At 41.1% G+C, this 22,350-nt stretch carries 19 protein-coding genes and 3 pseudogenes; 3 read left to right on the top strand and 19 right to left on the bottom strand.

Features of this window, described 5'->3' with window-relative positions; all coding sequences use genetic code 11:
• Nucleotides 1–7 precede the first annotated feature (7 nt).
• Genes JQ841_RS07390 through JQ841_RS07380 form a run of 3 tightly spaced genes read right to left on the bottom strand, consistent with a single transcriptional unit; the run spans nucleotide 8 to nucleotide 2,569 of the window.
• Complete coding sequence (locus JQ841_RS07390) at nucleotides 8–916, bottom strand: type II restriction endonuclease (protein ID WP_150922570.1); 909 nt, start codon at nucleotides 914–916, stop codon at nucleotides 8–10.
• Complete coding sequence (locus tag JQ841_RS07385; protein ID WP_150922569.1) at nucleotides 913–1,725, bottom strand: DNA-methyltransferase; 813 nt, start codon at nucleotides 1,723–1,725, stop codon at nucleotides 913–915. Before JQ841_RS07385 ends, JQ841_RS07390 begins: the two co-directional genes overlap by 4 nt.
• Entirely contained in the window at nucleotides 1,715–2,569 is an 855-nt protein-coding gene (locus JQ841_RS07380) for a DNA adenine methylase (RefSeq protein WP_150922568.1), read from the bottom strand. The genes JQ841_RS07385 and JQ841_RS07380 overlap by 11 nt, the downstream gene beginning before the upstream one ends.
• A gap of 293 nt (nucleotides 2,570–2,862) precedes the next feature.
• Here JQ841_RS07380 and JQ841_RS07375 point away from each other — a divergent pair, with 293 nt between their 5' ends.
• Nucleotides 2,863–3,054, top strand: a complete 192-nt coding sequence (locus JQ841_RS07375) for a DUF4368 domain-containing protein (protein ID WP_150922567.1) — start codon at nucleotides 2,863–2,865, stop codon at nucleotides 3,052–3,054.
• 90 nt (nucleotides 3,055–3,144) lie between these two features.
• Here the strand turns inward: JQ841_RS07375 and JQ841_RS07370 are convergent, their stop codons facing one another.
• Together JQ841_RS07370 and JQ841_RS07365 are read right to left on the bottom strand one after the other, a co-directional pair.
• A complete protein-coding gene (locus tag JQ841_RS07370; RefSeq protein ID WP_049487320.1) occupies nucleotides 3,145–4,779 on the bottom strand; it encodes a hypothetical protein in 1,635 nt (544 codons plus the stop codon).
• Nucleotides 4,760–5,509, bottom strand: a complete 750-nt coding sequence (locus JQ841_RS07365) for an ABC transporter ATP-binding protein (RefSeq protein WP_033686761.1) — start codon at nucleotides 5,507–5,509, stop codon at nucleotides 4,760–4,762. The genes JQ841_RS07370 and JQ841_RS07365 overlap by 20 nt, the downstream gene beginning before the upstream one ends.
• A 177-nt stretch (nucleotides 5,510–5,686) precedes the next feature.
• Between JQ841_RS07365 and JQ841_RS07360 the strand changes: the two genes are divergently transcribed.
• Nucleotides 5,687–7,141 carry an alpha-amylase gene (locus tag JQ841_RS07360; RefSeq protein WP_049487321.1) on the top strand — a complete coding sequence of 485 codons (1,455 nt, stop codon included), beginning with the start codon at nucleotides 5,687–5,689 and terminating at the stop codon, nucleotides 7,139–7,141.
• A gap of 194 nt (nucleotides 7,142–7,335) precedes the next feature.
• On the opposite strand, the gene alaS is transcribed toward JQ841_RS07360, so the two are convergent.
• The 10 genes and pseudogenes from alaS to budA all read right to left on the bottom strand — a co-directional run bounded on the left by alaS (nucleotide 7,336) and on the right by budA (nucleotide 17,587).
• Nucleotides 7,336–9,954 carry an alanine--tRNA ligase gene (gene alaS / locus JQ841_RS07355; RefSeq protein ID WP_203180540.1) on the bottom strand — a complete coding sequence of 873 codons (2,619 nt, stop codon included), beginning with the start codon at nucleotides 9,952–9,954 and terminating at the stop codon, nucleotides 7,336–7,338.
• Between the two features lie 21 nt (nucleotides 9,955–9,975).
• Nucleotides 9,976–10,460 (bottom strand): annotated as a pseudogene (locus JQ841_RS07350) (LURP-one-related/scramblase family protein).
• Between the two features lie 272 nt (nucleotides 10,461–10,732).
• Nucleotides 10,733–10,985 (bottom strand): annotated as a pseudogene (locus JQ841_RS10200) (hypothetical protein).
• Between the two features lie 149 nt (nucleotides 10,986–11,134).
• A complete protein-coding gene (locus JQ841_RS07345; protein WP_000737964.1) occupies nucleotides 11,135–12,205 on the bottom strand; it encodes an ABC transporter substrate-binding protein in 1,071 nt (356 codons plus the stop codon).
• A complete protein-coding gene (locus JQ841_RS07340) occupies nucleotides 12,202–12,975 on the bottom strand; it encodes an ABC transporter permease (protein ID WP_000712740.1) in 774 nt (257 codons plus the stop codon). The genes JQ841_RS07345 and JQ841_RS07340 overlap by 4 nt, the downstream gene beginning before the upstream one ends.
• A gap of 6 nt (nucleotides 12,976–12,981) precedes the next feature.
• Nucleotides 12,982–13,779, bottom strand: a pseudogene (locus JQ841_RS07335) (ABC transporter permease); the annotation flags it as partial.
• The gene (locus JQ841_RS07330) at nucleotides 13,760–14,917 is read right to left on the bottom strand and encodes an ABC transporter ATP-binding protein (RefSeq protein ID WP_042750955.1); all 1,158 of its coding nucleotides are present in this window, start codon (nucleotides 14,915–14,917) and stop codon (nucleotides 13,760–13,762) included. The pseudogene JQ841_RS07335 and the gene JQ841_RS07330, both read right to left, overlap by 20 nt.
• Before the next feature lie 159 nt (nucleotides 14,918–15,076).
• Nucleotides 15,077–15,982 (bottom strand): UDP-N-acetylmuramate dehydrogenase, encoded by a 906-nt coding sequence (gene murB, locus JQ841_RS07325; protein WP_049488624.1) that lies wholly within the window; start codon nucleotides 15,980–15,982, stop codon nucleotides 15,077–15,079.
• A 111-nt stretch (nucleotides 15,983–16,093) separates the two neighbouring features.
• Entirely contained in the window at nucleotides 16,094–16,846 is a 753-nt protein-coding gene (locus JQ841_RS07320) for a YhfC family intramembrane metalloprotease (protein WP_203180539.1), read from the bottom strand.
• Between the two features lie 9 nt (nucleotides 16,847–16,855).
• On the bottom strand, nucleotides 16,856–17,587 hold the full coding sequence (gene budA / locus JQ841_RS07315) for an acetolactate decarboxylase (protein ID WP_033681610.1): 732 nt from the start codon (nucleotides 17,585–17,587) through the stop codon (nucleotides 16,856–16,858).
• A gap of 255 nt (nucleotides 17,588–17,842) precedes the next feature.
• On the opposite strand from budA, the gene JQ841_RS07310 reads away from it, so the two are divergent.
• Nucleotides 17,843–19,114: an aminotransferase-like domain-containing protein gene (locus JQ841_RS07310; protein WP_203180538.1), complete on the top strand. Its 1,272-nt coding sequence runs from the start codon at nucleotides 17,843–17,845 to the stop codon at nucleotides 19,112–19,114.
• A 19-nt stretch (nucleotides 19,115–19,133) separates the two neighbouring features.
• Here JQ841_RS07310 and JQ841_RS07305 read toward each other — a convergent pair whose 3' ends face one another.
• The 4 genes from JQ841_RS07305 to pstB (JQ841_RS07290) form a co-directional block, all read right to left on the bottom strand.
• Nucleotides 19,134–19,949 carry an ABC transporter substrate-binding protein gene (locus JQ841_RS07305; RefSeq protein ID WP_203180537.1) on the bottom strand — a complete coding sequence of 272 codons (816 nt, stop codon included), beginning with the start codon at nucleotides 19,947–19,949 and terminating at the stop codon, nucleotides 19,134–19,136.
• A gap of 157 nt (nucleotides 19,950–20,106) precedes the next feature.
• A complete protein-coding gene (phoU, locus tag JQ841_RS07300) occupies nucleotides 20,107–20,760 on the bottom strand; it encodes a phosphate signaling complex protein PhoU (RefSeq protein ID WP_000946459.1) in 654 nt (217 codons plus the stop codon).
• An 11-nt stretch (nucleotides 20,761–20,771) separates the two neighbouring features.
• Nucleotides 20,772–21,530: a phosphate ABC transporter ATP-binding protein PstB gene (gene pstB / locus JQ841_RS07295; RefSeq protein ID WP_000133484.1), complete on the bottom strand. Its 759-nt coding sequence runs from the start codon at nucleotides 21,528–21,530 to the stop codon at nucleotides 20,772–20,774.
• Between the two features lie 12 nt (nucleotides 21,531–21,542).
• Nucleotides 21,543–22,346: a phosphate ABC transporter ATP-binding protein PstB gene (pstB, locus tag JQ841_RS07290; protein WP_020900241.1), complete on the bottom strand. Its 804-nt coding sequence runs from the start codon at nucleotides 22,344–22,346 to the stop codon at nucleotides 21,543–21,545.
• Nucleotides 22,347–22,350: the final 4 nt, after the last annotated feature.

The following is a 22,350-nucleotide window of genomic DNA, read 5'->3' as shown; positions in this document are numbered from 1 at the left end:
TATAATATTATTTTTGAAATAGTTCAGACAAAAAATCTTCTTTTAGCATACACAAATTGAATACATTTGTGATATGATTAAAAGCTTCTGAAAGTGGTAAATGAGCGGTTTTCCAACCTTGTCCATCTGTAACCCACACAAATTCTACATTATCGTTCGAAGTTATTACAAATTGGCTCAATTCCGTAAACTCGCCAGCTACAGCCTTAAGTTTGCTGCCTCCGCCACCGTAGTAATTTGTTTCAATTAGCCAAACTTTATGTTTCTTTTTGGAATATACTACCACATCGAAACGTCGTTCAGACTTATCAACAGGAACTATAATATTCCATTTCTCTTTGATAAATGGAGCTGTAGCTTGAGCTTTCCATTCTAATTCTAATTCGTTTGCTATTTTATCAATATGACGTTCTAAAATACCTTCCATAGTTGTTCCACTACGGTTTTTTCTAGCATTGCTATCCAATCCAGCTTCCACCCCATAAACATAATCCACTAACGAACGGTTAGCGTTGTTTTGAAGGAAATTCAATAATCCAGATTTTTCAGTAAAATCAACATACTCCTTAATCTTGTTAGTATCAATTTTCGAAAAATTGAGTCGCTCAAAACTCATATTATCTTGCTCATCGATAGAAAGAATATCTAAAATTTTATCACGGCTAGCAATTAAACTTGGAATTGCCCTAAGTAGGTCGGGTTGTTTAGTGAACAGAGATAGAGCTTCGTTATAAATAGAATCTTTACCTATCAGGTAGTTAAGGGTGTTTAGCTCTAACTCAAACTGTTTAGTCTCACGATTAACCTTCTCCCAATTGACATAATATTCAGGTGTACGATTTGTTACAGATAAACTTGATAAAAATTCTTTAAGTCTTTCTTCTGACGATAATTCTAGATAATCATTTAGTTTCATAATATCCCCTCGTTTCTTTCCTTTTCTAATCTTGTCTTGGCTATTTTTAAGTAATCTTTTTCTGCGTCAATTCCTATAAATTTTCTACCTAATCTTTTAGCAACCACACCTGTCGTTCCACTACCAACGAAAGGATCCAGAATATAATCATCTTCTTGAGTGGAAGCTAGAATAATTCGTTCCAGCAAATATTCAGGTTTCTGCGTAGGATGCTTACCAGCCCATTTCTCAGTTTGCTTTGTGAGCGGACCAGTCCAGACATCTTTCATTTGTTTACCATCATTTATTTCTTTCATCAAGTCATAGTTGTAATAGTGACGAGCTTTTTTATCAGCTTTCCTAGCCCAAAGAATGGTTTCGGTAGAATGCGTAAAATATCGACAAGAAAGATTTGGAGCTGGATTAGTTTTTTGCCAAGTAATATTATTAAGAATCTTAAATCCTTCTTGTTCTAAAGCCATTCCAACCGAATAAATATTATGAAAACTACCTGAAATCCAAATTGTGCCATTAGGTTTTAAGACTTTTTTAGCAAGATTTATCCAACGTCGGTTGAAATCATGTTTTTCTTCTAACGAAGATATTTTATCCCAATCACCTTTATCAACTGATACTACTTGACCTCCTGAGTTAGAGAAACCTCCATTACTCAAAAAATAAGGCGGATCTGCGAAAATCATGTCCATACTTTCAGGTTTCATTTTCGAAAGGAACTCAAAAGTATCGGCATGTACAAGAATTGATTTGTTTTTATTATAGTATGGCTTTGTCATTAAAACACCTCCATACTTATATTCGTTATTTATCATAGTTGGTTACAATAATCTCATCAATTTTTCCACGACTTGAAGATTTAGCTCCATTAGTCCGGGTAGCAGAGACTTTATGTATATTAAAATCTTTATACAACTCTCCAACTAATGGGCTAGAAGAATTCGATAACATAACGTAGGCGCCTTTTTCATCTAGCTTTTTAAAAGTGTCTCTCAAACGAACTTGGTCTTCGTAAGAGAATCCCTCGTGTGTATAAGAAGTAAAAGAGCTTGTCTCAGAAAGTGGAATGTAGGGTGGGTCAAAGTAAACAAAGTCCCCAGCTTCAACATCTTTAACGGCTTCTTCAAAATCTCCATTTAAAATATGAATAGTGTTCTCATTTAAATATTGAGAAATAGATACAATCAAATCTGAATCTACAATTTGGGGATTTTTATAGCGACCATACGGGACATTAAACTGATTTTTTGAATTTACACGGTATAATCCATTAAAATTTACACGTAGCATATACATAATGCGAGCAGCTCTCTCAACATTATTCATTTTTTCAATTCTGCTGTCCCTATCAGCAGAACGCAAGTTCAAATAGTATTCCTTCGAATTGCTTTCCTTGTGCTTAGATAACGATTTAATTAGCTCAGAAGGATTATCTTTAATTTGTTGATAACAATTGATTAATTCACTATTAAAATCATTTATGATCGCATCTTTAGGAGCAAGTTCAAAAAACAAAGCTCCACCACCAACAAACGGCTCAAAATAACGATTATAAGATTCTGGCATAAGAGATTTGATTACGGAAAGAAGCTGACGCTTTCCACCAGTCCATTTTGTAAAAGGGCGTAAAGCCTGCTTACTATTAAGTATTGATTTCATACCTACAATTATACCACATATCACCACTGAATTAAATCAGTTAAAGTCAACTCAATACCTCAACATTTACAACTGAAATCTTAACACTAGACTCAGATAACTTCTCTCTATAGCTATTCGCTAGCTCTCTAAAAAATTCATCATCTGTTTCAATATCTAAAATCTCTATCAGAGCCTTGGCGGTGTCGGTTAAATGAAAAGCACTATATTCAAATGTTAGAATATCGTTGGAATCAGTCGTAAAAGTTAAAACTAAATTGTCATTTTGAAAACCAGACAGTATCTCTAAGTTTATGGCGAGAATTTCCAAATATACAGAACTTCCAGAACTAACCGTTGAAATCATAAATGAGCTGATTGATAAGATTGTGATACAAAAACCAACAGGAACGAAACGCAATCGAATCATTCAGATAGATATTTACTACAATTTCATCGGAAAACTAAACAACGAAAAAAGCGAGCCGGATAATCTGACTCGCTAATATTACCTAATCACTAAACTGCTGGGTGTCAGGTTACCTTTGGAGGAGCATTTCTTTTTATAAAATTTATCAAGTAAGCGACCAACAACCTTATCTTTTTTCTATCTCTAACAATATCCGTGACAGGTAGTAATGATAGCTAAATATAGCAAGACCAAGCAGGAGGATAAGAGCTCCTACTCCCAAGCTGATGGCAAGGACAGGGGAAAGAGACTGAAGCAAGTATACGCTCACAATAGTTGAAATCAATAAGATAGCACTATAAATAATAATCAAAACCATTGTGACTATACCTTTTGAACGATTCACCAGGTCCGTAATGCTACTCCAATTGGTTGACAGATTTTTCATATCTTTAAAATAATGGTGGCAAGAAAGGCTGACACTGGCAAGAACCCATGCCACAAGAAGGTAAATCATCGAAAGGATAGGCAATCCTAAATAAAGGGAAAGACCAAGTAAAGTCAAGATAGGTAAAAAGGACTGGACAGCAAAGATAATCCAAAATTTCACTTTCACATAACGAGCAAAGTCAAAGGGTAAACTCTTCAGAAAATCAACATTTTCCCTCTCCAAGGATAAGGCAATTGAAGGAAGGCTGGTGATATTGTTATTGACAACTGCTATAAACATTCCCACGAAAAACAAGGGTAACCAGTATCGAGGATGAACGTCTGGAACTAACTGAGAATCTCGGATTGTGGAAATCGGACCAATCATCATGAGATAGGGAAGGAACGCACTTGTAAAAAGTACTGTAATCACGCCAGTCCCCTGTCCCAAGAGGGAGAGGTTGTAGCGCAAAACCATGCGGAAAAATCCCTTTTTAGTTCTTGAAATCCCCTCTTTACTGCGACGTTCTTTTTTGACCTTCTCCTCACTGTTAAGCAGAATCACGTCATAAAAATGAGGAAAAACCTTCTTTTTGGTCAGATAAAGCAAGAAAACAGTTAAAGCTATCCAAGCGAGCAGACCCAGTATGGCCTCTGTCGAAAAAGGCTCCACTGCTATTTTGTAAAAGAGATGAATAGGATAAAGGAGAAATGGAATATCTCTAACTCTGTCAACTATATCTCTAGAAGTCGACTGTAGAAGGAAGACAAATAATAAAGGTATGAGAACCCCAATCCCAATCATCACATTGGCAAAAATAGACTGATACTTTCTAAAAACGGTAGTTTGAGCCAAGAAATGCACTACCCCTACCATCACTAAAGTAACAGAGACAAATAATAAGGCCAAGGACAGCAGCATCAAAGGCAAGCCCAGCCAAAGAGAAGGAGCTAACCTAATGTAGAGGACTAGAAAATAAGCTAGGGTTGGTACAATTCCAGTTAGAGCTGGCAAGAGGACAGACAGTCCTTTAGCGATTATAATCTCTGATTCTTTAAAGGCATAGGGACTATAGGAGGCCAAATCCTTACTCTCATAAAAGACATTGTAAAAGGCAGTGAAAGCCGTTGAAAAGGCAAGCACCAGTAAAATAGCAACCATGGTACTAAAAAGACTTGGCATTTCCTCAAAAGGAAAATGAAAGGCTATATTTATAAACAAAAGTAGCATCAAGAGGCTAGAAAAAATGTAAGAACTTAGGACTCTAGCGGAAACATTTACTTTTTTCCCAGGGTTCTTAGCCTGCTTCTTTCGTAGATTAGCCAGATTCGCTTCTTTAGATGAATAGAGGATATTGATATCAACTAATTTTTTAATGACCTTGAAACGCATCTTCACCCTCCTCTTTTCTACCAGCAAGGCTAAGGTAGATACTTTCCAAAGACTGGTCTGGGTGGTCTTTTCTCAAGTCCTCTACACTACCACAATAAATCAAATGCCCCTTTTTCAAGATTGCAATCCGATCACAGACTTGCTCAGCTACCTCGAGGACATGGGTTGAAAACAAGACTGTCTTACCTTTTTGTGCATGTTCCTTCATCATTTGCTTCAAATCAAAGGCAGCCTGGGGATCCAAACCAGTCAAGGGTTCGTCCAAGACCCAAATATCAGGATCAGACAAGAGTGCCCCGATGACAAAGACTTTCTGACGCATTCCGTGAGAAAGGGTTTCAATAACCTGATAACGGTTTTCAGCAAAATCAAAAACCTTCAATAGCCTATCTAGACTAGCCTCCAAGTCAGAGCTGCTCAAATCATAGGATGAAGCAATCAATTCCCAAAATTCATTGGCCGTTAAACGTAAAAATAAGTCAGGCGAGTCTGCAACGTAGCCAATCTTTCGTTTGATAGCCAAGCGATTTTCCGATAAATCTAAACCGTCAACCAAAATACGACCACTGCTGGGTGAAATGATACTGACTAGGGATTTTATAGTGGTCGATTTCCCAGCACCATTATGGCCAATCAAGCCCATAATCTCTCCATTTTCAATCTGCAGATTGAGATTGCTCAAAGCCGCTTTATCACCATACAACTTACTAACATTTTGAAATTCAATCATGGGCTGACTCCTATCTTTATCTATGTAATTTACTATTATTATAGCGCTTTCATTTTAAAAATCAACATTTTATATAAAATAGTCAAAAACTTATTATTTAGTATTACGCAAACGTTTGAGTCAAGAGATACTTTATGATAGAATAAAGAACAAGATTGACAAGTAAGAGGAAAAATCATGCAAAATCAAACACTTATGCAATACTTTGAATGGTATCTCCCCCACGACGGCCAGCACTGGACGCGTCTAGCTGAAGATGCTCAACACTTAGCTGATCTCGGTATTAGCCATGTCTGGATGCCACCAGCTTTTAAGGCAACCAATGAAAAAGATGTAGGCTATGGTGTCTATGACTTATTTGACTTAGGAGAGTTTAATCAAAAAGGAACTGTCCGCACCAAGTATGGTTTTAAAGAAGATTATCTTCAAGCCATTCAAGCTCTAAAAGCGCAGGGAATCCAGCCTATGGCCGATGTGGTGCTCAACCACAAGGCTGCAGCCGATCATATGGAAGCCTTTCAGGTTATCGAAGTGGATCCTGTAGACCGTACAGTTGAACTTGGAGAACCCTTCACTATCAATGGCTGGACTAGCTTTACCTTCGATGGCCGCCAAGATACCTACAATGACTTCCACTGGCACTGGTACCACTTCACAGGTACAGACTACGATGCCAAACGTCGTAAATCTGGCATTTATCTCATCCAAGGTGATAACAAGGGCTGGGCAAATGAGGAATTAGTCGATAACGAAAACGGAAATTACGACTACCTCATGTATGCTGACCTAGACTTTAAACATCCTGAGGTCATCCAAAATCTCTATAACTGGGCAGACTGGTTCATGGAAACGACTGGTGTAGCTGGTTTTCGCTTGGATGCAGTCAAACACATCGATTCTTTCTTTATGCGCAATTTCATCCGTGATATGAAGGAAAAATATGGTCAAGATTTCTATGTTTTTGGTGAATTCTGGAATCCTGACAAGGAAGCCAATCTGGACTATCTTGAAAAAACGGAAGAACGCTTTGACCTTGTCGATGTTCGTCTCCACCAGAATCTCTTTGAAGCCAGTCAAGCTGGCGCAGACTATGACCTTCGTGGCATTTTCACAGATAGCTTGGTTGAACTCAAACCTGACAAGGCGGTGACTTTTGTCGACAATCATGATACCCAACGAGGTCAGGCTCTTGAATCGACTGTTGAAGAGTGGTTCAAACCAGCAGCCTATGCCCTCATTCTGTTACGCCAAGATGGCCTTCCATGTGTCTTTTATGGAGATTACTATGGGATTTCAGGGCAGTATGCTCAAGAAGATTTCAAAGAAGTCCTTGACCGCCTCCTAGCCATCCGAAAAGACTTGGCCTATGGAGAACAAAAAGACTACTTTGACCATGCTAACTGTATCGGTTGGGTACGTTCAGGTGCTGAAAACCAATCCCCAATCGCAGTCTTGATTTCAAATGACCAAGAAAAGAGCAAGTCAATGTTTGTCGGCCAAGAGTGGGCTAACCAAACCTTTGTAGATCTACTTGAAAACCACCAAGGTCAAGTTACAATCGATGAGGAAGGTTATGGACAATTCCCAGTTTCAGCTAGATCCGTAAGTGTCTGGGCATCCAATACTATCTAATAGCTTATAAGCATCAAGCCAGATCCAATCGGATTTGGCTTTTTTGTGTATGCAAAAAGATCTACCCAAATGGATAGATCTTTACTTATACTCTTCGAAAATCTCTTCAAACCACGTCAACGTCGCCTTGCCGTACTCAAGTACAGCCTGCGGCTAGTTTCCTAGTTTGCTCTTTGATTTTCATTGAGTATTAATTACAATTTACCTGCTACTGAATCCAACAATTCTTGGATCTTAGCTTGGTTGCTTCCTCCTGCCATGGCCATGTCTGGTTTACCACCACCACGTCCATCGACGATTGGTGCCAATTCTTTGACAAGGTTTCCTGCATGAAGGTCTTTTGTCTTACTTGCTACAAGGACATTGACCTTGTCACCGATAGCAGCAACTAGGACAAGAAGATCAGAGTAGTCTTTTTGTTTCCAGTTATCCGCAAAAGTACGAAGGGCACCTGCATCTGATAAAGAAACTTGACTAGCAATGTAACGGTGACCATTGACTTCCTTCACATCCTTGAAGATATCGCCTGCGGCTGCAGCTGCAGCTTTTTCTTTCAACTCAGCATTTTCTTTTTGCAATTGACGAAGTTGTTCTTGAAGTCCTTCTACCTTGTGAGGTACTTCCTTGACTTGAGGTGCTTTCAAGGTTACTGCGACAGCTTTAAGAGCGTCTTCTTGTTCACGGTAAGCTTCAAAGGCTTCCTTACCAGTCACTGCCAAGATACGGCGAGTTCCTGATCCAATACCTTCTTCTTTGACAATCTTGAAAAGACCAATTTCAGAAGTGTTGCCAACGTGGGTACCACCACAAAGCTCGATAGAGTAGTCACCGATAGTAACAACACGAACTTCCTTGCCGTATTTCTCACCAAAGAGGGCCATAGCTCCCATTTCTTTAGCAGTGTCAATATCCGTTTCAACTGTCTTCACTTCAAGAGCTTCCCAGATTTTCTCATTGACTTGCTGCTCAATCGCACGCAATTCTTCAGCAGTCACTGCTTGGAAGTGGGTAAAGTCAAAGCGAAGGAATTCTACTTCATTAAGCGAACCTGCCTGAGTTGCATGGCTGCCAAGGATATTGTGAAGAGCCGCATGGAGCAAGTGAGTCGCAGTGTGGTTTTTCATAACACGGTGACGACGATTTGTATCAATTGCCAAAGTGTATTCTTGGTTCAAAGCAAGCGGTGCAAGAACTTCAACAGTATGAAGAGCTTGTCCGTTTGGTGCTTTTTGAACATTGGTCACAGTAGCCACAACCTTGCCTGACCCATCCAAGATTTGTCCATGGTCAGCTACCTGTCCACCCATTTCAGCATAGAATGGCGTTTCCGCAAAGATAAGTGAGGCAGTTCCTCCTGATACAGCTTCTACTTCTGCATTGTCAGCTACGATAGCCACCAACTTAGAAGGCAATTGGCTAGCATTGTAGTTGAAAACACTTTCTACAGTGATGTTTTGAAGGGTTTCATTTTGCATACCCATTGAGCCACCTTTAACAGCTGATGCACGCGCACGTTCTTGCTGTTCTTTCATGGCTGCTTCAAAACCTTCACGGTCTACAGTCATACCAGCCTCTTCAGCGATTTCTTCAGTCAGTTCAACTGGGAATCCATAAGTGTCGTAAAGTTTAAATACATCTGAACCAGCAATGACAGATTGACCTTTTTCTTTCAAATCAGCTACAATGCCTTGGGCAAAGTGTTGACCTGAGTGAAGAGTACGGGCAAATGATTCTTCTTCGCTTTTAACGATTTTTTCGATAAAGTCACGTTTTTCAAGCACTTCTGGGTAGTAGCTTTCCATGATCTTACCAACGGTTGGAACGAGTTTGTAAAGGAAAGGCTCGTTGATTCCCAATTTTTGACCATGCATAGAAGCACGACGGAGAAGACGACGAAGGACATAACCACGACCTTCATTCCCTGGAAGGGCACCATCACCGATGGCAAATGAAAGTGAACGGATGTGGTCAGCGATAACTTTAAAGCTCATGTTGTCGCCATCTTGGTCATAGACCTTACCAGACAATTTCTCCACTTCACGAATGATTGGCATGAAGAGGTCTGTTTCGAAGTTGGTCTTAGCCCCTTGGATAACGGCCACCAAACGCTCCAAACCAGCGCCCGTATCAATGTTCTTGTGTGGCAATTCCTTGTATTCGCTACGAGGAACAGCAGGGTCTGCGTTAAATTGTGACAATACGATGTTCCAGATTTCGATGTAACGGTCGTTTTCGATATCTTCTGCAAGGAGACGAAGACCGATATTTTCTGGGTCAAAGGCTTCACCACGGTCAAAGAAGATTTCTGTATCTGGGCCAGAAGGTCCCGCACCAATTTCCCAGAAGTTGTCCTCGATTGGAATCAAGTGACTTGGGTCCACTCCTACTGCAATCCAGCGGTTGTAAGAATCTTTATCGTCTGGATAGTAGGTCATGTAAAGTTTCTCAGCTGGGAAGTCAAACCATTCTGGGCTTGTCAAAAGCTCATAAGCCCAAGTGATAGCTTCGTCACGGAAGTAATCCCCGATAGAGAAGTTCCCCAACATTTCAAACATGGTATGGTGACGTGCAGTCTTCCCTACGTTTTCAATATCGTTGGTACGGATAGCCTTTTGGGCATTGGTAATACGTGGATTTTCAGGGATAATGGTCCCGTCAAAGTATTTCTTAAGCGTTGCTACCCCAGAGTTGATCCACAAAAGTGTAGGGTCATTTACAGGAACCAAGCTCACTGATGGTTCTACTGAGTGACCTTTGGTCGCCCAGAAATCAAGCCACATTTGGCGTACTTGTGCACTAGATAGTTGTTTCATATTGTCTCCTTATTTACTTGTTTAATGTGATTGGCTTTCCAGCATTTCCACATAGTCAATCGCGACACAGAGGGAAATGACTAGGTCTGCATAAGCGTCCTCCAGAACCGTTACGCTATAGGTAGAGGCAAATGGAAGAGTTCCTTCTTAATTTCCGCAATCAGCTGATCGCGATCATCCAGCAATTTGAAATTCAAATCCCAGATATTGCCCTCGATACGAAGACCTAGATTATCAAACTCATACTTATCTCGCCAGAAGGTCAACTTCTTACGAATGACAAAACTCGAGCCATTCCGAAGCTGAATCTCAAAACGAGGTAGCAAGGTCAAGATTTCTTTACTGATTTGACTAACATGTTCACCATTAGCATCATAGATGGTAAAAGTTTTGGGAATCTTAAAAAATGATCCCTCTACCTGATAGGCGATTTCTCCCCTGTCATCCTTGATAGCGAAGCGTTCGCCTCCAAGACGAAACTTTTGTTTGACAAGAAATGTTTTCATCAACACCTCCAAAAATCAAAAGACAAGCTCATATCACGAAGGGCGAAAAACCGCGGTACCACCTTCATTCAATGAACTTGTCATTCTCTTATTCTTATGCAATTGTATGATTGAGTAGCATGACTTCCTAGCTTAGATGGCTTGCAGCACCGCCATTTCTCTGGACTAAGACAACTGAAAATCAATTCTCAACTTTCTTATTATATCGTTTTTTTAATCTTGCGTCAACTGGAAATGATACCCATTTAATAACCCATTTCCTACATCTCAGATTACTTTTTCAGAACATATATTTTCTTACTACTATCACTCTTTTTATCCCAACTTTTATTCCAAAGTTTTGAATTGTTAAAGATAGCTTCGAAAATATTTACAAATATAAAGAACCCTATCACCAAATGTATGGAATCAGTTGTTAGGTATTGTCGATCCAAACCATCCTTTAGAGAGAATAGTATAACAGTTTGCTGAACAGTCAAAAAGGCTGGCCAATAAAATTTTTTTGAAAAAAGTAGATATTTTCATTATTTGTTACCGCTTTCTGTAAGGTTAAACTTAGTATACTACTGGGAAAGAAAATAAGCAACTAGAATAGAAAAAGATATGGCTATAAAAGCTGACCTCTATTAAAAAACGAACCAGATTAACTGATTCGTTTCGTGACTGCTAATCTCCTACTTCCGATACATTTTAAACTGTAGGAAGAGGTCGCTGTATTTTCCCGTCCATTTATGGTCAAATTTCTCATAAACTTCTAGGTGTTTCATGGTTTCAGCATCTGGATAGAAGGCCTTGTCTTCTTTTTTCTCCTCTGGGAGTAGTTCCTTAGCTGGTAGGTTTGGTGTTGAATAGCCGACATACTCCGCATTTTTAAGAGCATTTTCGGGTTTCAACATAAAGTTGATAAAGGCATAGGCTGCGTCTTGGTTTTTGACTGTTTTGGGAATGACCATATTGTCAAACCAAAGGTTGCTGGCCTCAGTCGGTACTACATAGCGTAGATTTTCATTTTTTTCTAGCATTTGGCTGGCTTCACCTGAGAAGGTCACACCGATAGCAGCGTTGTTCTGAATCATATAGCCCTTCATCTCATCCGCCACAATAGCCTTGATATTTGGAGTCAATTTATAGAGCTTATCCACTGTTTCTTCCAACTGCTGGGTATCCTTGGAGTTGAGGCTGTAGCCGAGGGAGTTGAGCCCCAGTCCCAATACCTCACGCGCCCCATCAAAGAGCATGATAGAGTTCTTATACTCTGGTTTCCAGAGGTCGTCCCAATGCTCAGGAGCCTCATCTACCATGGTTTCATTGTAGACAATTCCTAAGGTTCCCCAGAAGTAAGGGATAGAGAATTTATTGCCTGGGTCAAAGGACTGGTTGAGAAACTCTGGTCCGATATTTTCAAGACCTTCAAGTTTTGAATAATCAAGCGGTACCAAGAGGTCTTCGTCCTTCATCTTGTTAATCATGTATTCACTAGGAATGGCAATATCGTAGGTCGTTCCACCCTGCTTGATCTTGGTATACATGGCTTCATTGGAGTCAAAAGTCTCGTACTGGACTTGGATTCCTGTTTCTTCTGTGAACTGAGTCAAGAGTTCAGGATCTATATAGTCCCCCCAGTTGTAGATAACCAGTTTTTGACTATCTCGGCTATTGATTTTACTATCTAAATGCGTCGCAATTCCCCATAAGACGAGGATAATGGCTACAATTCCTGCTAAAAATGAATAGAGTTTTTTCATGCTTGCTCCTCCTTCTCACGTGAGATAAAGTAATAACCAACAACTAGGATAATACTAAAGAGAAAGACAAGGGCAGACAGGGCATTGATTTCTAGCGAAATCCCCTTGCGAGCACGAGAGTAAATCTCGACTGACAGGGTTGAAAAGCCATTTCCCGTCACAAAGAAGGTCACGGCAAAGTCATCCAGCGAATAGGTGAAGGCCATGAAATAACCTGCAATGATAGACGGAGTCAGGTAAGGAAGCATGATTTCCTTGAACATCTGAAATTGACTGGCACCAAGGTCATAGGCCGCATGAATCATGTCACCGTTCATTTCCTTGAGACGAGGCAGGACCATCAAGACCACGATAGGAATCGAGAAGGCCACGTGACTAGATAGAACGGTCAAAAAGCCAAGTGAAAACTTGAGTTGAGTAAAAAGAATCAAGAAGCTGGCACCAATCATAACATCAGGCGCAACCATGAGGATATTATTGAGTGAAAGAAAGGCTTCTTGGTATTTCTTACGAGACTGGTAGATGTAAATGGCACCAAAAGTCCCGATAATGGTCGCAATCAAGGCTGACAGGAAGGCCAAGAAAAAGGTCTGAGTCACAATCAACATAAGGCGACCATCGCCAAACATAGTTTTAAAATGGCTCAAGCTAAAGCCTGTAAAGCTATTCATGTCATTGCCTGCGTTAAAGGCATAGCCAATCAGATAAAAGATTGGCAGGTAGAGGACAAGAAAGACCAGTCCCAGATAAAGGTTGGCAAATTTTTTCATCGTTCCTCTCCTTTCCTTGGTCACCCACATAGTGATGAACATGGTCAAGATGAGAATTACACCGATGGTTGAACCCATACCGTAGTTGTCATTGGTTAGGAAATTCTGTTCAATAGCCGTTCCCAGCGTAATAACACGGTTCCCACCAATCAAACGGGTCAGCATGAAGAGGCTCAAGCTGGGGATAAAGACAGACTGAACTCCACTTCGCACACCATTCATCGATAAAGGGAAGATGACATGGCGGAAGGTTTCCCACTTGGTCGCACCTAGGTCATAGCTGGCATTGATGAGATTGTTGTCCATATCGTCCAAGACATTGAAAATGGGCAAAATCATAAAGGGGAGCTCGATGTAGCTTGCGACAAAAATAAAGGAGAAATCAGTAAAGAGCAACTGTTGCGAACCGATTCCGATAAATTCCAAAAATTGGTTAATAGAGCCATTTTGACCAAAAATTCCGATAAAGGCATAGGCTTTAAGGAGCAAATTGATCCAGGTAGGCAGGATAATCAGCATAAGCCATAGTTGACGGTGTTTGAGACGGGTCAAAAAGAGGGCTGTCGGATAACTGATAAGCAGGGTCACAAAGGTCACAATCCCTGCATAAAGCACTGAGTTGAAACTCATTTTAAGATAGGTCAAGTTTTGTGACGCAAAGTAAGATTTATAATTTTCTAAACTAAACTGACCTTCAATGTTGAAAAAGGATTGTCCGAAAATCAAGACCAAGGGTGCGAGGACAAAGAGTACAATCCAAAGCATGTAGGGCACTACAAAGAGTTTAGAGCTTGTTTTCTTCATCTCTTTCCTCCTCGATTGCATTGATCAGACCTGCTTCTTGCTCTTCGATTTCTACGTACTCCTCAATACGAGCATCGAACTCTTCTTCGGTTTCATTGAGACGCATGATGTGGATGTCTTCTGGTTCAAAGTCCAGACCGATTTCCTCACCAACAATGGCCTTACGAGTCGAGTGGATCATCCATTCATTTCCAAGTTCGTCATAGGCGATAATTTCATAGTGAACCCCACGGAAAAGCTGGGTATCGACCTTAACTTGGAGCTTGCCTTCTTCAGGAAGGGTAATCCGCAAGTCCTCTGGACGAATAACAACCTCAACAGGTTCATTTGGCTTCATCCCACCATCGACCGCTTCAAAGCGTTTGCCGTTAAACTCAACCAAGTAGTCCTCAATCATAATTCCTGGCAAGATATTTGACTCACCGATAAAGGTGGCAACAAAGTGATTGATCGGCTCATCGTAGATATCCACAGGTGTTCCAGACTGGACAATCTCGCCATCATTCATAACGAAAATCCAGTCACTCATAGCCAGGGCTTCTTCCTGATCGTGAGTGACAAAGACAAAGGTAATGCCCAATCGTTGTTGCAGTTCACGCAGTTCGTACTGCATATCTGTTCTTAATTTTAAGTCCAACGCTGACAAAGGCTCGTCCAACAAAACCACACGGGGTTGGTTGATAATGGCACGGGCAATAGCCACACGCTGACGTTGTCCTCCAGAGAGTTTACGGATGGAACGTTTTTCATACCCTTCCAACTGAACCATCTTGAGAACTTCCGCTACGCGTTTCTCGATTTCTTTCTTGTCAATCTTGCGCAAGCGGAGTGGAAAAGCAACATTTTCAAACACATTCATATGTGGAAACAAGGCATAGGATTGGAAGACCGTATGGACGTCTCGCTTGTTGGTTGGGATGTCATTGATACGGACACCATCCAGCAAAATATCTCCTGTCGTCGCATCCAGTAAACCTGCAATGATGTTAAGGATAGTTGATTTCCCTGAACCAGATGCGCCTAGAAGGGTATAGAATTTCCCTTCTTCCAACTCAAAGTTGATATCTTTGAGAACCTTGGTGTTGCTGTCTTCAAAAACTTTAGAGACGTTTTTGAATTCAATAATTGGTTTTTTCAATTGTCATTTATTCCTTCTTTTTCATAGATTAACAGATCAGGGCTCTGTCAGGCCACTACTACCTCGTGTAGGAGATTGAACTGCCTACATTCTTCTGCACTGACGATAGGCTTTCACCCCCTTTCCATGACATAGCAGCAGCTTTTTAACTAAAACTTCCTACTTGCTTTCACCTAAAATACGGACTTCCCTCTCAAGGGTGACACCTGAGTGTTCCTTGACTTTTTCAATCACAGACTCAATCAAGTCCTCGTAGTCTTTAGCCGTTCCGTCAGCAACATTAATCATAAAACCTGCGTGTTTTTCTGAGACTTCAACACCACCGACACGATAGCCTTTCAAGCCAGCTTCCGAAATTAATTGACCTGCAAAATGACCTACTGGACGCTTAAAGACCGAACCACAAGATGGATATTCTAAAGGTTGCTTGAGTTCACGTAGATGCGTCAAACGATCCATTTCTTGCTTGATAACCTGATGGCTTCCTGGAGCTAGGGCAAATTTAGCTGACAGAACAACTGCACCAGACTCCTGAATAGCTGAATGGCGGTAACCAAAAGCCAAATCTTTGGCAGACAGGGTCTCGATTTCTCCATCCTTGGTCAAAACCTTACAAGACTGCAAGATGTGGGCAATCTCGCCACCATAGGCACCCGCATTCATAAAGACAGCACCACCGACGCTCCCTGGAATGCCACAAGCAAACTCAAAGCCAGTCAAACTATGACGAAGGGCAATGCGAGTTGTTTCAATCAAGTTGGCACCAGCTTCTGCTTCAATAGTATAGCCATCAACAGAAACATTATTGAGCTTGTCACACAAGATGACAAATCCACGAATTCCACCATCACGAACGATGATATTGCTGGCATTTCCAAGAACCATCCAAGGGATGTCTTCTTGATTGGCAAATTTAACAACGCGCGCCAACTCAAAACGATTTCGTGGAAAGACCAAATAATCGGCCTCTCCACCTACTTTTGTATAACTATAGCTATGCAAGGGTTCTTTGAAACGGATATCAATCCCTTCTAAGATTTCAAGCATGTTTTCTTTTACTGACATGACACTCTTCCTTTTACAAAATTCATTCCATTATACCATTTTTAAGACCATTTGACGACCCTAAAAAAATCTTGGGCTTATTTTAAACAAAAAAAGAGGTTTCCCCTCTTTTTATGATTTTTTGCAAAAGATAGCCTTTGTTCCATAGGCAACCAGAACAAGCTCAAGTGCTAGGACAACTTCAACCAAGACTGGATTGGTCAACCAGCCAACTTGGGCAAGAGATGGTGCCAGATCAAAGAAGGCATGTAGTCCATAGGCCGCTAGGAGATAAATCCATTTCTTCTGGCGAACAGCTTGGTAAACCCAAACAGTCAAGAGTAATTGGAAACCTAGGGCCAAGATTCGCTCAAAACCAAGCAAATAAATCTGCCAGACTGATAGCGACTGAATAGTTTTCAACATATTTTCAGACAGCAATTGCATGACCTGTGGATTCTGAGTTTGAACTGCTGAGAGAACGATGTAGAGATTAATCAAACTAGTAAGACCTAGGAAAATCAACTCCAAACCACCATGCCCCAATCCATAAGCCAAGGCATCTGCCTTTTCCAAACTTCTCTTTTTCTCCAACCATTTGAAGAAAACAAGACGAGCTGTTTCCTCAAAAAATGCTGCCATAGCTAGGCCATAGATGATATAGACAAGCGGATGGTCTTGCAAGAGGGCAATACTACCGTCTTTTTGAGGATGCAAAACTAAGATATGCACCAGTTTTTCTAAAATCTGTGAAGAGACAAAGAAAGCAACAGCACCCAAGCCCAAGACAGCTAAATTAATCTGGTATTTCTTTTTGGCATACCAAATGCTCCCTATCAAGAAAGCCAGCAACAGCACCATGGTAATAATAATATGAATGGTCATTTTCTTCTCCTATTCTGCCTTTTCAATATCTTTTTTCATCTCGTCAACATTGAACTTAGCAAACAAGTATTGACGGTCTTGAACTGGGAAACGTTGATCCAACTGGTCAACTGCTCCCACCTCGATAATGCCTTCCTTGATGACAAAGTCCATGACATGCCCACCAAAGGTCAAGTCATCTGATATGAAGTGTAGATGGTAGCCTGCCACACTAACTCCATGGAAAATCTCTGGCGTCCAGAAACCAACAATGGTTCCTGCGACATTGTCACGACGATATTCAGGCTGATGGGTTGCAACATCAGCAAACTTGGTCTCTGGTGTTGACTTGGGAATCATGCGCACATGCATATGTGAAAATTCCCCACGAATCTTGATAGAGCGGAAAAGATTTTCCCCATCATAATAAGACTCGATTCGTTCTTCCAATTCCTTGTCTGTCATCTCAAAGCGCTGGCGGAAAATGACCTCTGCCTGGTGCGGTACTACTGCTGCATAAGGAATAAGGGCATCTGGTGACACCTCCACAATCTCTGGCTGGTCTCCTGATCCTTTGGCCTGATAAGCCTTGCCATCCAAGACAATCAATTCTCCATCAATGGAATCCAAGGTTCCCAAACCAAGGTCTCCATGCTCTAGCAATTCTCCCACTGTCATGGTACCACCATAAAGGCCTGCCATCAAGGCTCCAAGGGTGTTGTATTGAAATAATTTCACTGGTTCCTGCACGTTCTTATCCATTCACTTTCTTGTCTGTTATACTCAATGAAAATCAAAGGTCAAACTAGGAAGCTAACCGCAGGTTGCTCAAAGCACAGCTTTGAGGCTGCAGATGAAGCTGACGTGGTTTGAAGAGATTTTCGAAGAGTATTATTCTATAAATCTTACTCCTAAGTATACCACATTTGCCCCTAGATGTGAACGAGAGAAACACTCTAGACATTGCCAAGAAGGAAAAAAAAAGGTACAATGTAACAAAATCAAGGGAGGTTTGGAATGAAGAAACAAAGCAAGTACCAAGAGGTTGTTTCCTATCTAAAAAACGGTATTGAGTCTGGACGTTTTCCAACGGGTAGCCGCCTACCTTCTATCCGTCAACTGAGCCTTGACTTTCACTGTAGCAAGGACACCATTCAACGTGCCTTGCTGGAATTACGGCACGAACAATACCTCTATGCCAAGCCCCAGAGTGGCTACTATGTCTTAGAACAAGGGCAACACCAAGACCTAGAAATCGAGGTTACCGACGAACATGCTAGTGCCTATGACGATTTTCGACTCTGTGTCAACGAAACCTTGATTGGCCGGGAAAACTACCTCTTCAACTACTATGACAACCAAGAAGGTTTAGAAGACTTAAGACAGTCTATTCATAAACTCCTCTTTGAGCAAGCTCTCTACTGCAAGGCTGACCAACTGGTATTAACTTCTGGAACCCAACAAGCCTTGTTTATCCTCTCTCAAATATCCTTTCCTAGCCAATCAAAGGAAATCTTGGTGGAACAGCCGACCTACCATCGGATGAATCGTCTCTTGATTGCTCAAGGTCTGGACTATCAAACGATTGAACGAGGCATTGATGGGATTGACTTGGAGGAACTTGAAGGCCACTTCAAGACAGGAAAGATCAAGTTTTTCTACACTATTCCTCGTTTTCACTATCCTCTAGGCCATTCCTATTCTGAGCAGGACAAACGGGCTATTCTTGACTTAGCTGCCAAGTATGGAGTCTATATCGTCGAGGACGACTATCTAGGTGATTTGGACTCCAAGAAGGGCCAGACCTTCCACTATCTGGATACAGAAGAGCGCGTCATTTATATCAAGTCCTTCTCAACCAGCCTCTTTCCAGCCCTGCGGATTACGGCGCTCATTCTTCCAAATGCTATTAAAAAAGCCTTTGTAGCCTACAAAAATATACTAGACTACGACAGCAACCTCATCATGCAAAAGGCCCTGTCACTCTATATTGACAGTCAATTATTTGAGAACAATCGTCTGGCTCGCTTGTCCAATCAGGAAGCTTACCAAAAACAAATCGAGGAAAGACTAGCTAACACTCCTTGTCCCCTTCCTCATTATCCCCTTCACGATGGTTTATTACTTGATCTGAGACAGTACCCTAAAATCGCCAGTCTCAAGCACAGCCAACTGGGCTTAGACTTTTTTGAAGAAGCTTACTTGGATGTCTGTCCTTATCAATTTGCTAAGGTATCCTTAGAAAATCTAGAAAAGGTTTTAAACTATTTAAAAGCAGAATTGGATTGACTTCCAACTCTGCTTTTTCTTATTCTTCAACTTCTGTTAAGCTTGCCGCTTTTTCAAGATATTTTTGGTAGGTACCGTCATCCTTGAGTTTTTGGATAACCTTGTCCACCACTTCTTTCAAATCAGCACTATTTTTTCTAAGGGCAACTGCATTAGCTTCGCCGTCCTTCATCTTCAAGCTGACAGTTGCGACAGCTAGGTCCGCATTTTTAACAGCGTAGCTAAGGGCAACTGGCTCATCCATATGAACAGCATCTACTTTTCCAGCCTGCAATTCATTGACAGCTTCACCCATATTGGTTAGAGATGTCAATTGAGCTTTTGGTAATTGTTCCTTGACCATCGATTCTGGTACAGTTCCTTTTTGTGCTGCAATATTGGCACTTTCTAGACTAGTTAGATCCTTGTATTTTTCTACATCAGCCTTACGAACCAAGAAACTAATCTTGTTTTCATAGTAAGGAATTGAAAAATCAAAGACTTCTTTTCTCTCGTCAGTAGCGCTAATTCCCGCAACCGCTAGATCAGCCTTACCTGTTTGAAGACTGGTCAAGACATTGTCAAAACTCATGCTTGAAATTTCCAACTTCACCCCAAGTTCATCAGCGATAGCTTGAGCCATGTCAATATCCGCACCGACTACCTGGTTTTTCCCGTCAACCAAGGATTGGAATTCAAAGGGTGCATAGTCAGGACTGGTCGCCACAACTAATTTTCCCTTTTGCTTAATGGCCTCAACAGCTGACTGAGAACCATTCGAACCTGACTGGCAAGCTACTAAGAAGAAACTTGCAAGAAAGCTACATAAAACAAATATCCATTTTTTTGATTTCATAAATAAACAACCTCTCTGTTAATTTTGTATAATTATAACGCTATCCAAGATACTTGTCAAGTGTTTTTTGAATTTTTATCTTAAAAATATTTTTTTCATTCAATAAAAGGAGCTTTCAGTTGATTTCAAGCTCCTTTTTATACAGAATTATCCTATTTTATAGTTCGACAATCTTACCTGTTTCAAAGTAAACAACCCATTCACAGATATTTTTTGCATAGTCTCCAATACGTTCCAAAAAGGCAATCACTTGGAAGTAATCACGTCCTGTAACGATAGCATCTGGATTTTTCTTAATTTCTTCTGTAGCCAACTCACGAATGCTATCAAAATAATGGTTGATTTTTTCGTCCATGGCTGCTACTTCATAGGCCTGGTCCACTGAACCATTCAGATAGAGTTCAAGGGCTGCTTCGACGAAGTTCTTGACATCGCGACCCATTCTCTTAATTTCCTCTTCAACAGCTGGGATACGTTGTTCTCCCTTCATACGAATGGCTGCTTTTGCGATGGAAACAGCATGGTCACCCATACGTTCCAAGTCAGATACTGCTTTTAAGACTGTTAAAACGGTACGCAAGTCTTGAGAAACTGGTTGTTGAAGGGCAATCATTTCAAATGATTTCTTCTCCAATTTTACTTCGTATTCGTTTACTTCTGCATCGTCTTCGATGACTTCCTTGGCCAAATCCCGGTCATGCGTAACAAAGGCACGCACTGTACGATTGATTTGGGATAGCACTTCCTGTCCCATGGCATAGAACTGGTTGTGCAATTTCTCTAAATCTTCTTCAAATTGAGAACGTAACATCATTTATCTCCTTATCCAAATTTTCCTGAAATATAGTCTTCTGTTTCCTTGTGTTGTGGGTTGAGGAACATCTTCTTGGTATCGTTAAACTCGATCAAATCTCCATCTAGGAAAAATCCTGTCTTGTCAGAAATACGAGAGGCTTGTTGCATAGAACGCGTAACCAAGAGCATGGTATATTTATCTTTTAGGCCATACAAGGTTTCCTCAATCTTACCGGCCGAGATAGGGTCCAAGGCTGAAGTCGGTTCATCCAAGAGAATGATTTTAGGACTAGTTGCCAAAACACGGGCAACGCAAACACGTTGCTGTTGTCCACCTGAAAGTCCAATAGCTGAATCATGCAGGCGGTCCTTAACCTCATCCCAGATGGAAGCCCGTTGCAAGGCTTTTTCTACTGCCTCATCCAGAACCTGCTTGTCCTTAACTCCATTGATACGAAGCCCGTAAACAACATTTTCGTAGATAGACATAGGGAAGGGATTGGGCTGTTGGAAAACCATACCGATTTCCTTACGCAATTCAACTGTATCTGTACGAGGACTATAGATGTTGTGGCCATTATAAACCACTGAACCAGTTGTAGTCACCTCTGGATTGAGATCCCCCATGCGGTTGATAGCCTTGAGGAGGGTTGACTTCCCTGATCCAGATGGACCGATCAAGGCTGTAATTTCCTTAGGTTGGAAAGATAGGGAAACACTATTCAAGGCCTTTTTTTGATTGTAGTAAACGGACAGGTCTGATACCTGTAAAATCGCTTCTGTCATACTGTTTCCTTTCTATCCAAAGTGTCCTGTTACGTAGTCATTGGTTGACTGTAGTTTAGCATTTTGGAAAATATTAGAAGTCTTATCATACTCGATCAGGTCACCCAAGTAGAAGAATCCTGTGTAATCACTAGCACGCGCAGCCTGCTGCATGCTGTGGGTCACGATGATGATGGTAAAGTCCTTCTTCAATTCCAACATAGTTTCTTCCAGCTGGGCTGTCGCAATTGGATCCAAGGCTGACGCTGGTTCATCCATCAAAAGGATATCTGGTTTAACAGAGATAGCACGAGCGATACAGAGACGTTGCTGCTGACCACCTGATAGTGTCAAGGCCGACTTGTGCAAATCGTCCTTGACCTGGTCCCAAAGGGCAGCCTGACGGAGAGAGGTTTCCACAATTTCATCCAAGACTTGCTTGTCCTTAACTCCTGCACGTTCATGGGCAAAAGTGATGTTACGGTAGATAGACTTGGCAAAGGGATTTGGTCGTTGGAAGACCATTCCAATATGCTTACGCATCTCATAAACATTGATTTCTGGGCGGTTGACATCAATCCCTTGATAGAGAATTTGACCTGTTACCTTAGCAATATCAATGGTATCATTCATGCGATTGAGACTGCGGAGGTAGGTTGATTTTCCTGAACCAGAAGGGCCAATTAAGGCCGTAATTTTATTTTTTTCAAATTGCATATCGATGCCCTTGATGGATTCTTTTTTACCGTAGTAAACATGTAAATCCTTGGTAGAGAGGGCCACTTTCTCTTCAGGAAAGGTGATGATATGCTTTTCATCCCAATTATATTTTGACATGGCT

Source organism: Streptococcus mitis, assembly GCF_905187535.1.
Classification (GTDB): domain Bacteria; phylum Bacillota; class Bacilli; order Lactobacillales; family Streptococcaceae; genus Streptococcus; species Streptococcus mitis_BS.
The sequence above is the reverse complement of the archived record's forward strand: the minus strand, read 5'-3'. Positions and strand labels throughout refer to the sequence as shown.

What these genes read in the sequence shown, in the direction of transcription:
- JQ841_RS07390 (WP_150922570.1), bottom strand. Translation starts at nt 916, where the DNA reads ATGAAACTAAATGATTATCTAGAATTATCGTCAGAAGAAAGACTTAAA.
- JQ841_RS07385 (WP_150922569.1), bottom strand. Translation starts at nt 1,725, where the DNA reads ATGATAAATAACGAATATAAGTATGGAGGTGTTTTAATGACAAAGCCA.
- JQ841_RS07380 (WP_150922568.1), bottom strand. Translation starts at nt 2,569, where the DNA reads ATGAAATCAATACTTAATAGTAAGCAGGCTTTACGCCCTTTTACAAAA.
- JQ841_RS07375 (WP_150922567.1), top strand. Translation starts at nt 2,863, where the DNA reads ATGGCGAGAATTTCCAAATATACAGAACTTCCAGAACTAACCGTTGAA.
- JQ841_RS07370 (WP_049487320.1), bottom strand. Translation starts at nt 4,779, where the DNA reads ATGCGTTTCAAGGTCATTAAAAAATTAGTTGATATCAATATCCTCTAT.
- JQ841_RS07365 (WP_033686761.1), bottom strand. Translation starts at nt 5,509, where the DNA reads ATGATTGAATTTCAAAATGTTAGTAAGTTGTATGGTGATAAAGCGGCT.
- JQ841_RS07360 (WP_049487321.1), top strand. Translation starts at nt 5,687, where the DNA reads ATGCAAAATCAAACACTTATGCAATACTTTGAATGGTATCTCCCCCAC.
- alaS (WP_203180540.1), bottom strand. Translation starts at nt 9,954, where the DNA reads ATGAAACAACTATCTAGTGCACAAGTACGCCAAATGTGGCTTGATTTC.
- JQ841_RS07345 (WP_000737964.1), bottom strand. Translation starts at nt 12,205, where the DNA reads ATGAAAAAACTCTATTCATTTTTAGCAGGAATTGTAGCCATTATCCTC.
- JQ841_RS07340 (WP_000712740.1), bottom strand. Translation starts at nt 12,975, where the DNA reads ATGAAAAAATTTGCCAACCTTTATCTGGGACTGGTCTTTCTTGTCCTC.
- murB (WP_049488624.1), bottom strand. Translation starts at nt 15,982, where the DNA reads ATGTCAGTAAAAGAAAACATGCTTGAAATCTTAGAAGGGATTGATATC.
- JQ841_RS07320 (WP_203180539.1), bottom strand. Translation starts at nt 16,846, where the DNA reads ATGACCATTCATATTATTATTACCATGGTGCTGTTGCTGGCTTTCTTG.
- budA (WP_033681610.1), bottom strand. Translation starts at nt 17,587, where the DNA reads ATGGATAAGAACGTGCAGGAACCAGTGAAATTATTTCAATACAACACC.
- JQ841_RS07310 (WP_203180538.1), top strand. Translation starts at nt 17,843, where the DNA reads ATGAAGAAACAAAGCAAGTACCAAGAGGTTGTTTCCTATCTAAAAAAC.
- JQ841_RS07305 (WP_203180537.1), bottom strand. Translation starts at nt 19,949, where the DNA reads ATGAAATCAAAAAAATGGATATTTGTTTTATGTAGCTTTCTTGCAAGT.
- phoU (WP_000946459.1), bottom strand. Translation starts at nt 20,760, where the DNA reads ATGTTACGTTCTCAATTTGAAGAAGATTTAGAGAAATTGCACAACCAG.
- pstB (WP_000133484.1), bottom strand. Translation starts at nt 21,530, where the DNA reads ATGACAGAAGCGATTTTACAGGTATCAGACCTGTCCGTTTACTACAAT.
- pstB (WP_020900241.1), bottom strand. Translation starts at nt 22,346, where the DNA reads ATGTCAAAATATAATTGGGATGAAAAGCATATCATCACCTTTCCTGAA.